At 67.2% G+C, this 11,700-nt stretch carries 12 protein-coding genes; 4 read left to right on the forward strand and 8 right to left on the reverse strand.

Annotated elements, in window-relative coordinates:
- Positions 1 to 29 precede the first annotated feature (29 nt).
- From ACTRWG_RS21735 to ACTRWG_RS21750, 4 genes are all read right to left on the reverse strand, one after another.
- Entirely contained in the window at positions 30 to 1,700 is a 1,671-nt protein-coding gene (locus ACTRWG_RS21735; protein WP_036797329.1) for a DUF4139 domain-containing protein, read from the reverse strand.
- Positions 1,701 to 1,789: 89 nt separating this feature from the next.
- Positions 1,790 to 2,173 carry a hypothetical protein gene (locus tag ACTRWG_RS21740; RefSeq protein ID WP_027236161.1) on the reverse strand — a complete coding sequence of 128 codons (384 nt, stop codon included), beginning with the start codon at positions 2,171 to 2,173 and terminating at the stop codon, positions 1,790 to 1,792.
- A gap of 135 nt (positions 2,174 to 2,308) precedes the next feature.
- Entirely contained in the window at positions 2,309 to 3,331 is a 1,023-nt protein-coding gene (locus ACTRWG_RS21745) for an aspartate-semialdehyde dehydrogenase (protein WP_027236160.1), read from the reverse strand.
- An 82-nt stretch (positions 3,332 to 3,413) separates the two neighbouring features.
- Complete coding sequence (locus ACTRWG_RS21750) at positions 3,414 to 4,586, reverse strand: MFS transporter (RefSeq protein ID WP_027236159.1); 1,173 nt, start codon at positions 4,584 to 4,586, stop codon at positions 3,414 to 3,416.
- A gap of 139 nt (positions 4,587 to 4,725) precedes the next feature.
- Between ACTRWG_RS21750 and ACTRWG_RS21755 the strand changes: the two genes are divergently transcribed.
- Positions 4,726 to 5,889, forward strand: coding sequence for a DUF3095 domain-containing protein (locus ACTRWG_RS21755; RefSeq protein WP_027236158.1), 1,164 nt, complete (start codon positions 4,726 to 4,728; stop codon positions 5,887 to 5,889).
- Between the two features lie 2 nt (positions 5,890 to 5,891).
- Here ACTRWG_RS21755 and ACTRWG_RS21760 read toward each other — a convergent pair whose 3' ends face one another.
- Positions 5,892 to 6,542 carry a carbonic anhydrase gene (locus ACTRWG_RS21760; RefSeq protein ID WP_027236157.1) on the reverse strand — a complete coding sequence of 217 codons (651 nt, stop codon included), beginning with the start codon at positions 6,540 to 6,542 and terminating at the stop codon, positions 5,892 to 5,894.
- A gap of 177 nt (positions 6,543 to 6,719) precedes the next feature.
- Here ACTRWG_RS21760 and ACTRWG_RS21765 point away from each other — a divergent pair, with 177 nt between their 5' ends.
- The 3 genes from ACTRWG_RS21765 (at position 6,720) to ACTRWG_RS21775 (ending at position 9,376) form a co-directional block, all read left to right on the forward strand.
- Positions 6,720 to 7,079 carry a hypothetical protein gene (locus ACTRWG_RS21765; RefSeq protein ID WP_051357783.1) on the forward strand — a complete coding sequence of 120 codons (360 nt, stop codon included), beginning with the start codon at positions 6,720 to 6,722 and terminating at the stop codon, positions 7,077 to 7,079.
- 84 nt (positions 7,080 to 7,163) lie between these two features.
- Entirely contained in the window at positions 7,164 to 8,546 is a 1,383-nt protein-coding gene (locus ACTRWG_RS21770; protein WP_027236155.1) for a leucyl aminopeptidase family protein, read from the forward strand.
- Between the two features lie 5 nt (positions 8,547 to 8,551).
- The gene (locus ACTRWG_RS21775) at positions 8,552 to 9,376 is read left to right on the forward strand and encodes a C40 family peptidase (RefSeq protein ID WP_462829930.1); all 825 of its coding nucleotides are present in this window, start codon (positions 8,552 to 8,554) and stop codon (positions 9,374 to 9,376) included.
- Between the two features lie 95 nt (positions 9,377 to 9,471).
- Here ACTRWG_RS21775 and ACTRWG_RS21780 read toward each other — a convergent pair whose 3' ends face one another.
- From ACTRWG_RS21780 to ACTRWG_RS21790, 3 genes are all read right to left on the reverse strand, one after another.
- On the reverse strand, positions 9,472 to 9,816 hold the full coding sequence (locus ACTRWG_RS21780) for a DUF2794 domain-containing protein (protein WP_051357782.1): 345 nt from the start codon (positions 9,814 to 9,816) through the stop codon (positions 9,472 to 9,474).
- A 115-nt stretch (positions 9,817 to 9,931) separates the two neighbouring features.
- Positions 9,932 to 10,621, reverse strand: coding sequence for an ArsR/SmtB family transcription factor (locus ACTRWG_RS21785; protein WP_027236152.1), 690 nt, complete (start codon positions 10,619 to 10,621; stop codon positions 9,932 to 9,934).
- Positions 10,622 to 10,698: 77 nt separating this feature from the next.
- Positions 10,699 to 11,700 (reverse strand): Y-family DNA polymerase (locus tag ACTRWG_RS21790; RefSeq protein ID WP_462829931.1); only part of this gene is annotated, 1,002 nt, incomplete at its 5' end.

Genomic DNA, 11,700 nt, shown 5'->3' on the forward strand with positions numbered 1-11,700 from the left:
TCCCGCTGCGGACATGCGCAACGCCAGCCTCAGCGCAGCACCATACCCTCGGGCCAGTTCAGCGTGGTGTCCAGCCGGATGGTGCGGCTTTCACCTGCTGCCAGCTCCAGGTCCCAGGCCAGGATGCCGCGCTGCTTCTCCACATCCGTCTCCGCAGGCCGCGGTTTGGCGCTCCAGCCGATCTCCAGATCGTCCTGCTGCGAATAGGGCACCCGGTCCAGCACCCGCACCGGCCAGTCCTGCCCGGTCAGGTTCTCCACCTCGATCTCCACCGCCTGCACCTGCTGGCTGCTGCGCGTGATCAGCCCCTGGCCGCCTTCGCTCTGATCCAGCACATCGCGGCTGAGCCGCAGACCCTCGACAGGGCCGAACCCGGCCTCCATCTCCGCCCCCGGCGCCAGCCCTGCAAAATCCTCAACCGCAATCAGCTTGCCATCCGCAAAGCGCGGCACGTCAGCCGCGGCCAGCAGCTGCTCGCCAAAGCTGTTGGTGAATTCTGCCACCCTATAGGCGGTCTCATCCCGCGACGGCACCGCCACCGCCCGCACCTCGGCAGCCGAAGTCAGGCTGTCCATCTCCAGACGCAGCAGATCGGCGCCGGAGGCCACGGTGACCGGCGCGCCAAACCGGTAGGTGACAGCAGCACCGCTGCGATCCGCGCTCCACTCAAGCGCCTCCTCAGCAACTGCGGCCGCCTCTGCCGCCGGCTCCGCCAGGGATCCCATGTCAGACTCAAACGAATTCAGCCGCTTTTGCGCCCGCGGCAGCTCCGGCGCCTCAAGCCGGCGCAGCCAGGGATGCAGCGCAGAGGGGCTGCCCTGCCCCGAAGGTGTTGCCGTCGACAGCGTCAGCGCCACATCCTGCCAGTTCTCGCCGGTGTCCTGAGCCAGCAGCACCGCCCGCTTCAGGGTGACTTCAGCCGCATCCGCAGCAGCGTCCCCGGTGCTGAGGTGCATTTCATAAGACGGCTGCCAGCCGATGCTTCCGGCACCTTGCGTGAGATAGCGGACCGTCACCGCGCCTTCGCCCGCCTGGTCAGCCTCGATATCCACCGCAATGAACAGCCGGTCGCGGTCTTCCAGCATGAGCGCCGCCAGCGCCGCGCGGGCCTCTGCCAGGTCTTCCTCCAGATTCTCCAGCTGCAGCTCAATCCGCCGCGCCTCAGCCCCGGCGGCCACTGCCGCCTGGCTGGCATCCGCGGCCTCTTCCGAAATCATCCGGGCAATCGCGCTGAGCGCGGCAGCATCGGCCTGCGCCAGCCCCTCGTTGCCGCCCAGCTGCTGCAGGAAGCCGATCGCGGCTTCCGCCGCCCTGACACCGGCCCGGGCCCGCTCCGCCTCATCGCGGACCGCAGCGATGCGGGCCTCCGCCTCGCGGACACGCGCCTTGGCGGCGTCGATCTGCGGATCATCCGCATCGCGCGGCGGCACGTAATCCTGGCGCAGCTGCGTGGCAAGGCGGCGGGCCCCGGCGATCTCCACTTGCAGGCTGCTCAGCCGCGCAGAGTGCGGCACATTCTGCAGGATCAGCCGGTGCCGCCCTTCGGCAAGCGTCAGCGCCGCGCTGCGCGTCACTTCGGCCAGCCCCGGGTACAGGGTCACCTGGGACACCCGGCTGCTGACCGGAATTTCGTCCGCCGCCGCCGGCGCGGCAGCCAAGGCACAGCAGGAGAAGGCAAAAACCATCAAGGAAAATCGCATTGGCATCTCTCAATCAGGAAAACAGGGCGGGCAAAACCCGCCCGCCTGACGCCAAGCCTACCCTTCCGCCCCCGGCGTGGCCAGAACGCTCAGGCCGCCTGGGCAGAGGGCCGCTGCGGCTGCGACGGGCCAAACCGCAGCTCCAGCTCCTCCGGGTCGATCCCCAGATCCTCGCAGGAGGAGATCGCGGTGAGGCTGGTTGCATCGAACAGCCACAGATCCTCGCCGCGCATCCGCAGGCACAGCCCCTTGCGGCGCAGCCCGCGGCACAGGGTGAACCAGTCCCCGGCAGAACTGAACTCGCTGGCGACATGCTGCTTCAGTTCAGCCGCCGTAACGCAGCTCAGCCGGGGCTGGCGCTGCGGCTCAGGGCGTGCCGCGGCGGCGGATCGCTGCGGCAGCTGCAGCGGAGCAAAGGACGGAAGCATCTGCGTTGCGGGGGTGGCGGTGCTGAAATCCTGCAGGGCGATCATGGCGGTTTCCTCTGTCTGCGGCGGTTGCTGTGCTCTCCCCTTCAAATTACCGGGCCCGCCCGCGCCCCGGCAGCCGTGCAAAAGAAAAGGGGCCGCCTCTTCCGAAGCGGCCCCCTCACCAAAAGGATATAAGGCTTAGCCCTTCTTCAGGACCTCACGGCCCAGCAGTTCGGCAATCTGCACCGCGTTCAGCGCCGCGCCCTTGCGCAGGTTGTCGCTGACGCACCACAGGTTCAGGCCGTTATCGAGGGTCGAATCCTGGCGGATGCGGCTGATGAAGGTGGCGAAATCGCCGACGCATTCCACCGGGGTCACGTAGCCGCCGGCTTCGCGCTTGTCGATCACCATGATGCCCGGCGCCTCGCGCAGGATATCGCGGGCTTCGTCCTCGTCCAGGAAGTCCTCGAACTCGATGTTGATGGATTCAGAGTGGCCGACAAACACCGGCACCCGGACGCAGGTCGCGGTGACCTTGATCGCCGGATCGACGATCTTCTTGGTCTCGGCCACCATCTTCCACTCTTCCTTGGTCGAACCGTCGTCCATGAAGACGTCGATATGCGGAATGACGTTGAAGGCGATCTGCTTGGGATAGACCTTCGGCGGCACGTCCTGGGTCGGGTTATAAACCGCCTTGGTCTGATCCCACAGCTCGTCGATCGCGTCTTTGCCGGAGCCGGACACCGACTGGTAGGTCGACACCACAACGCGCTTGATCCTGGCGCGGTCATGCAGCGGCTTCAGCGCGACAACCATCTGCGCGGTGGAGCAGTTGGGGTTGGCGATGATGTTCTTCTTGGCATAGCCGTGGATCGCCTGCGGGTTCACCTCCGGCACGATCAGCGGGATGTCCGGATCGTAGCGGTACAGCGACGAGTTGTCGATCACGGTGCAGCCGGCAGCCGCCGCCTTGGGCGCGTAATCCTTGGTCGCGGCGGAGCCCACGGCAAACAGCGCCATGTCCCAGCCGGTGAAATCAAAGGTGTCCAGATCCTGGGTAGTGAGTGTCTTATCGCCAAAGCTGACTTCGGTGCCGAGAGATTTGCGGCTTGCCAGCACAGCAATCTCATCCACAGGGAACTGGCGCTCGGCCAGGATGTTCAGCATTTCGCGGCCCACGTTGCCAGTGGCGCCAACGACGACGATGCGGTAACCCATTTGTCTGTTTCTCCAGTATTGCCCGGCCCCATGGCCGGCGCGGGAGTGATAATGCCTTCGGGCAAAAGTTTAAAGGGGCGGATCAGTCCATGCTGTCGCGGCTGAGCAGATAAATTGCGCATCCCGCCGCCAGGCACACCAGAAAGAAGCCGAAAATGCCCGTATAGGGCAAGGATGGGTCTGCTCCAGCCAGATTTGCGTGAATGCGGCCGGTGGCGAATTGCATGATTCCCACGCCGCCAATGCCAAAGAAGTTCAGCAGCGTCACGCCGCGCCCCGCCAGGTGCGGCGGCACAAAGGCCCGGCCATGCGCCATGATCACCGGGAAAGACGCGCCAAAGAACCCAACGGCGGCCATCAGCACCACCGGCATCCAGACCGGCAGCCCGCCCGCCAGGATCAGCCCGCCCAGCGCCGCGCAGCCCAGCAGGTTGCCGCCCAGAATGACCCATTTGCGGGTGCCCAGCATCCGGTCCAGCGGGCCATAGGCAAAGGTCCCGGCAATCATAGCCGCGCCCATCACCAGGGTCGCCAGCCCCACCTGCTGGGTGCTGAGCCCGTAGAGATCGCTCAGGTAGGGTCCGATCCACAGCCCCCTCAGCGCGCCCGAAGGCGCATAGGCCACCAGCATCAGCGGGAAGATCGCCCACATCACCGGCATCTTCAGCAGGTCCAGCACTGACCCTTTATGCTCGCCATCCGGCTTGTCCGGGTCGCTGACCGTCACAAAGATCCCCGCCGCCACCGCGACCGACACCGCCGCCAGCCCCGCCAGCGTGCCGCGCCAGCCGAACAGATCCACCGCCAGCGCGGTCGGATACGAGGCGACCAGATTGCCGGCCGAACCCACCCCCAGCATCAGCGCCGCCAGGGTGGCAAAGCGGGCGGGCGGATACTGGCGGGCAAAGATATAATAGGACGCCATCAGCACCGGCGAGCAGCCGATGCCGATCAGGAACATCGCGATGCTCACATGCAGGGGCGCCGTGGCCGCGGCAAACAGCGCCGCGCCGCCGCCGCCGCCCAGCAGCAGCAGCACCGCCGCTGTCCGGCGCGGGCCTGCATGGTCCAGCGCCCAGCCGACCGGCAGCTGCATCGCCGCAAAGGACAGGAACCACATGCCCGAGGCAAACGCCAGGTCATCCGGCGCCGCGCCGATATCCTGCCCCAGCACCCCCGACAGCACCGCCAGGAAAGCGCGGAAAAACTGGCTCAGCACATAGGCCAGGCACAACAAGATCAATCCGGCCTGCATCTTCCGTCCCCGTTTTTTGTTTCCGCCGCACAGCTTGCATGTTTGGCCCCGGCGCACAAATTGTTTAGGTAGAAACCGCAGGTCACAAAAACAGACCTCTGGCACGGATCACCGGGGCCAAGGACCGGAGCGGGAACGCATGACAACGGACAGCTTCTACGACAGCCTCCCCAAGGTCCGCAGCTTTGACAGCTTGTCCGCTCCGGAAGCCTTTGCGCCGCTGCCGCCGGACTGGCACCTGTGCTGCACCGATATCGTGAACTCCACCGCGCTGGTCGCGGCCGGCCGCTACAAGACTGTGAACATGATCGGTGCCGCGGTGATCGCCGCCATGCGCAACGCGCTGCCGGGCGAGGCCTTTCCGTACATCTTCGGCGGCGATGGCGCCGCCTTTGCGGTGCCGCCGCGCCACCAGGAGACCGCCCGGCGCGTTCTGGCCGCTTTGCGCAGCTGGACCGAGACGGAATTCGGCGTCAGCCTGCGCGCCGCCATGCTGCCGCTCCGCTGGATCCGGACAGAGGGGCAGGACGTGAGAATCGCCCGTTATGCGGTGTCGGACCACGCCGATTTCGCCATGTTCAGCGGCGGCGGCCTGGCCTGGGCCGAGGCGCAGATGAAGGCGGGCGCCTTCGAGGTGCCGCCTGACCCGCAGGCCGAAGCGCCCGATCTCTCCGGCCTCTCCTGCCGCTGGAGCAACACGCCCGCGCGCAACGGCATCATCCTGTCGGTGGTGGCACAGCCCGCGCCCGGCGCGGACCCGCAGGCATTTGCCCGGTTCTCCTCCCGCCTGCTGGCTGTGGCCGGCGAACTGAAAGACAACGGCCACCCGGTCCCCGAAACCGGGCCCAAACTGGGCTTTCCGCCCGCCGGGCTGGCGCTGGAGGCGCAATCCTCGCGCGGCAAAACCCCTCTGATTTTACGGAAGCTTTATCTTTTGGCGCACAGCGCCCTCGCCGGGCTGATCTTCCTCAGCAAACGGCGGGCCGGCAGGTTTGACCCGGTGCATTACCTGTCCGTGCTCAAGGCCAACTCGGATTTCCGCAAGTTCGACGACGGCCTGAAGATGACGCTGGACTGCACGGCCGGCATCCGCGACCGGATCCGCCGCCAGCTGGAGCGGGCGGCAGAGGCCGGGCTGGTTGAGTTCGGCCTGCATGAACAGGACGCCGCGCTGGTCACCTGCATCGTGCCCTCCCCGGTTGAGGACGCCCATGTGCATTTTGTCGACGGGGCCGCGGGCGGCTATACGCAAGCAGCCGCCAATCTGGCGGCTGCATTCGGAAACGGCAAAGAAAAGGTCTGACCTCAGACCGGCAGAAAAGCCCCCGTCTTGGGGTCGTAGCATTCCAGCCCGCCCTCGCCGATATCGGTCCACAGCCCGTGCAGGCTCAGCTCCCCGGCCTTGACCGCCGATTCGATGAACGGGAAAGTCATCAGGTTTTCCATAGACGCGACAACGGCTTGGCGCTCAAACTGGCGCGCCTGGTCCACCGGGTCCTCGATATCCGCCACACCCTCGAATTTGGGCTTCAGGATCTCCATCCAGCGGCCGACAAAGCTGGTCTTCTCTTCCAGCTGCGGCGCCTGGCCCTTGCACATGTCGATGCAGCCCTGCACGCCGCCGCACTGCGAATGGCCCAGCACGATCAGATGCGCCACCTTCAGCGCGGTCACCGCATATTCCACCGCCGCCGAGGTGCCGTGATGGTCGCCGTCCGGCGCATAGGGCGGCACCAGGTTGGCGATATTGCGGTGAATGAAAAACTCGCCCTGGTCGGCCCCGAAGATCGAGGTCACATGCACCCGGCTGTCGCAGCAGGAGATTACCATCGCCCGCGGCCGCTGGCCTTCGGTTGCCAGGCGGCGGTACCAGCCCTGATTCTCCTCATAGGATGTGGCCTTCCATCCATGGTAGCGGGTCACCAGATAACTGGGCAGGGGTTTGGCAAATTCCATTGTCATGTCCTGTCAACATTCGTGTTGCCGGGCTTGATACCCTGCATTGTCCGCAAATTCGAGAGATTTGAACACCCTGCTGGAAACCTTTTGAAAACTTGTCGGGCGCAGATTGGCAGACGTGCCGTGGGGGCATAAAGAATTTGGGTGAAAGTGGTGGCCAATATACTAACAGTAATGCACTCGGAAACAGTGCGCCTCGATCCTGACAAACTCACCGCGCTGTATGAGCAGCTCGGCGAAACCGGCGCCGAGGACGTCGTCTGCCGTGCAATCGAAGAGATGGCTGTCCGCCTGACGCATTGCGAGCGTCTGTGGCGGCAGAATGAAATGGCGAACCTGCGCAAAAGCGCCCGGTCGCTGATCGCGATTGCCGATCAGATCGGCATGACGGCGCTGGCGTCGATTGCCAATGACGTGACCGCAGCCATCGACGCCGAGGATGCGCCGGCGGTAGCGGCGATTCTGTTCCGCCTGATGCGCGTGGGCGAACGCTCGCTGACCGCGGTCTGGGACCAGCAGGACATGACGATCTGATACCTCCGCTTCCCGCAGGGCTTGCAGGCCGCGCTGCGGCGGCTACTCTGGCGCATCAGAAATGATTGCAACCGGAGTATTTCGATGCCGCCAGTCTTTGCCGCAGCCGGCGCGGACGCCTGCCCTGTGCATGTTATCGCAAGCGACACTTTCGACAGCTGGCTCTCCAGCCAGCCGCAGCGCGTTCAGGCCTGGGCCAAGGCGCAGGGATTCACCGGCGCCTGCGGCCAGGCGCTGGCGGTGCCGGGCGACGATGGCGCCGTTGACATGGCCCTGGCCGGATACGGCAGCGCCGCCCAGCGCGCGCGCCGCCGCTTTGTACTGGCCGAAGCGGCGCAGAAACTGCCCGCGGGCACGTACCGGATTGCCTCCGGCCTCCCGGCAGAGGCCGCCGCAACCGAATCCCTGGGCTGGCTGCTGACCGGCTACCGCTTCGGCCGCTACAAGGAAGGCAAGGATGAGTCCGCCGCGCTGGCGGCTCCTGACGGGGTGGATGCCGCCGCCATCGAATCGCTGGCCGCCGCCGAATGCCTGACCCGTGACCTGATCAACACCCCCGCCTCCGACATGGGCCCGGCAGAGCTGCAGGCCGCGGCGGAATCCCTGGCGGAAGACTTCGGCGCAGACATCTCCACGATTCTCGGCGAGGATCTGCTGGCGCAGAATTTGCCGCTGATCCACACCGTGGGCCGCGCCTCGGACCGCGCGCCGCGGCTGATCGACCTGCGCTGGGGCGGCAGCGGCCCCAAGCTCACCCTGGTGGGCAAGGGCGTCTGCTTCGACACCGGCGGGCTGAACCTGAAACCCGGCAGCAGCATGGCGCTGATGAAAAAGGACATGGGCGGCGCCGCCAATGTCCTGGGGCTGGCGCGCATGATCATGGCCGCCGGGCTGGACCTGCAGCTCAGGGTGCTGATTCCGGCGGTGGAAAATTCCGTCTCCGGCCCCGCCTTCCGCCCCGGCGACGTGCTGACGTCGCGCAAGGGGCTGACGGTGGAGGTCAACAACACCGACGCCGAGGGCCGCCTGGTGCTGGCCGATGCGCTGGCCCTGGCGGCAGAGGAAACGCCGGACCTGCTGATCTCCATGGCCACCCTCACCGGCGCCGCCCGGGTTGCGGTCGGCCCGGACCTGTCGCCCTTCTACACGGACCACCATGCCGATGCCGCCGCCCTGTCCGCCACTGCGTCCCGCACCGCCGACCCGGTCTGGCGGATGCCCTTCCACGATCCCTATGAAACGATGATCGAACCCGGCATCGCCGATCTGGACAACGCACCGTCGGGCGGCTTTGCAGGCTCGATCACCGCAGCCCTGTTCCTGCGCCGCTTTGCCGGAGAGACCCGCTACATGCATTTCGACATCTATGGCTGGACCCCCAGCGCTGCACCGGGCCGGCCCAAGGGCGGCGCCCTGCAAGGCGCACGCGCGCTGTTTGCCGCGCTGCCGGACCTGTTGGAGCTGTGACCGGGATGGCAGACCGCCGCCGCACACCGGTGAACGACCGCGTTGCCGCAGCCCATCTGCGCGATGCGCCGGACGGGCTGCTGCGCGCCGACGGCACCGCCGCCCGCATCGGCGTGCCGGTTGCGGATCTCCTCCGCGCACCGGACGGCACCCGCGACCGCCAGCTTGTCTATGGCGAGCCGGTCACGGTGTATGAGGACCGCGACGGCTGGGCCTTTCTGCAGGCGGCCAAGGATTCCTATGTGGGCTACGTGCCCGGCCCCTCCCTGACCGCGCCTTTCGAAGCGACCCACTGGGTCAGCGCCCCGGCCACCCACGCCTATACGGCAGATGATTTCAAATCGCCGGAAACCCATGCCCTCAGCCACGGCAGCCGGGTGCAGGTTCTGGGCGGCACCGGCCGGTTTTTGGAAACCACACTTGGCTTCATCCCCGCCCGCCACCTCTCGCCGCTGGGCGCCCACACCGGCGACCCGGTGACAGTGGCGGAACTGTTCCTCGGCACGCCCTACCTCTGGGGCGGCAACAGCCGCTTCGGCATCGACTGCTCCGGCCTGGTGCAGGCCGCGCTGCTAGCCTGCGGCACCCCCTGCCCCGGCGACAGCGACATGCAAGAGGCCGAGCTGGGCGGCCCGGCTCCCGCTGGAGACTACCGGCGCGGCGACCTGCTGTTCTGGAAGGGCCACGTTGCGCTGGTGCGGGATGCTGAAACGCTGATCCACGCCAATGCCCATGACATGGCGGTGGCCATCGAACCCATTGCTGCGGCTATCGAACGGATCGAAGCCCAGGGCGACGGCCCGGTCACCGCGCACAAACGGCTGGGATAGCCTCCGCCCGCGGCCGCAGGCGGTACAAAATCTTTCGAAGATTTTTGGCCGGAAAATTCAAATTTTCCGGTCCCCGCTCCGCCGCACCCCTGCGGCTACTCCACGGAGCGGATCAGCTTGCGCTCCAGCACCCTCAGCACGGTCTTCAGATCCGCCCCGCGCTTCAGGATATGACCGTCCATCCCGACAACCGCATACTGGCCCTGCCGGTTGCGCAGCTTGGGCCGCTTTTCGATGCGGTACAGCGGATGCTCCGCCGTGCGCCGGAAGACAGAGAACACCGCCAGATCACGCAGGGAGGCAATCCCGTAATCGCGCCATTCCCCGGCGGCGACCATACGGCCATAAAGCGTCATGATAACCGACAGTTCCCGCCGGTCAAACGCGACTTGCTGAGGAATGGGAGATCCGGGAAAAGGCTGCACCTGATCAAAGCTCATACCTAAAAGGTTGCGCCATTTCCCCGGCAAATCAAGGTTTTTAACATTCGATTTTTCGTGTGGTGCAGCAGGCGCACAGGCGCGGCGGGCCTGTTTTACCCGGCTTTCACGCCGCTCAGGCCTCCGCCAGCGCGCCGCAGTGCAGGCCCAGAATCTGCTCCAGCGCCACCCGCCCCGGTGCCGTCAGCATCAGTCCGCGCTTGTGCCGGTGCCGCTTGACCCAGCCGCTCGTCAGCGCGTGATCCAGGATCTGCCGCCCCATCGGCCCGGCCACATGCAGCTTGCGTTCGGTCCAGTCCAGGCAGGGCCGGGCAAAAGGCTGGCGGCCCGGCCGCTCCGGCAGCACCACGCCCAGTTTCAGCCACTCCCCGGTCGGCACGGCGCAGAAAGCCCCCTGTTGCTCCACCAGCATGCCGCGGTCCAGGAACGCGCCGGTCATCGCCACCGCCAGCGGGCCTGCCAGATGGTCATAACAGCTGCGCAGCTGCGCCAGCCCGCCCGCCTTGCGCTGCTGGGCGCGGTGCAGGCTGTCCGCAGGCGCAATCGCGGCCAGCTGCTCCAGCGCATGGGCCACTTCCGCGCCTGCCAGCCGGTGATAAACGCAGCGGCCGCGCTTTTCCGCCACCACCAGCCCTGCATCCTGCAGCAGCCGCAAATGCGCCGAGGCGGTCTGCGGCGTCACGCCCGCAGCCGCCGCCAGCTCCTTGTTGGTATAGGCGCGGCCCTCCATCAGCTCGCACAGCATCTGCGTGCGGCTGGCGTCGGCAATCGCCTGGCCCAGAATGTCGAAACGCGGTGTGATCATGCCCCCACTCTACGCGCGCCCTTCAAGCAGACCCAAGCAAAACCCTTCGCCGCGCAGCGAACTGTTGCGCCGCCCCGTCACGCAAACGAGCCATGGCAGAACCAGCCCGGCGACAGCGCGCCGCCATGGGCAAAGAACAGCCACAGCCGCGCGCCGCAGGCGGTGACCACGGTCCAGTAATCGCGCACGCCGCTGCGCCAGTTGGGGTCTTCCAGCCACCATTCCGGGGCAATCCGCTCCGGGCCTTCAGCCTCTGCCAGCTCCCAGTCGCGGCCGCGCCAGCGGAAGCGCTCCGGCACCTCAGGCCGGTCCGGCGCATGGACCAGCTCGGGCTGCCAGATCAGCAGCGGCCGCGGCCGCGGCGGCAACGGCCAGTCCCCAGCCGCGGGCTCCGACCAGGCGGCGGCCTGCACGGTAAAGGTCTTTTCCGGAATGTGGCTCTCCGCCGGGTGATAGCGGGTGACCGCCTCCAGCCCCAGCCGCGCGCCGATACGGCCGATCAGATCCTCCAGCGCCGCGCCATCCTCCTGCCGCGCCCGCGCCGCGGCGCCCGCTTCGGCATGGCCCGCGGGCGTGCGGGCGTGGATGGCCTCTGCCTGCAGCACCTCCAGCCGCAGCATGTCGATGCCATAGCCCGCATCAATCTGCTCCAGCTTCATCTCCAGCAGGGGCCGGATGCGGGCGGGGTCGCGGCTGGCGCGGGCCAGGCCGATGGCCACCGCCTCCATTTCCTGATCGCAGCGGTGCGCCTCCAGCCGCAGGCTGCGCGCGCCCTTGCCGCGCGCCTCCAGCCGGGCACACAGCCGCGGCAGCATCCGGTCGATGCCCGCCAGCAGATCCTCCATCAGCCCGATCGGCTCCGGCAGGGTCAGCCGCACCGCGAAATGATCCGGGCTGCGCGCGGGCGAAACCGGCTCCGGCGCGCTGCCCATCGCCTGATCCAGCCGCAAGACCAGCCCGCGCCCGAACCGGCGCGCCAGACTGGCCCGCGGCTGCCCCAGCAGATCGCCGATCCGCCGGAGGCCCAGCCGGTTCAGCTGCGCCACCGTGGCGCTGTCCAGCCGCAGCGCCGCCACCGG

The sequence above is a fragment of the Leisingera sp. G5_S3_59_S7 genome (assembly GCF_054968485.1).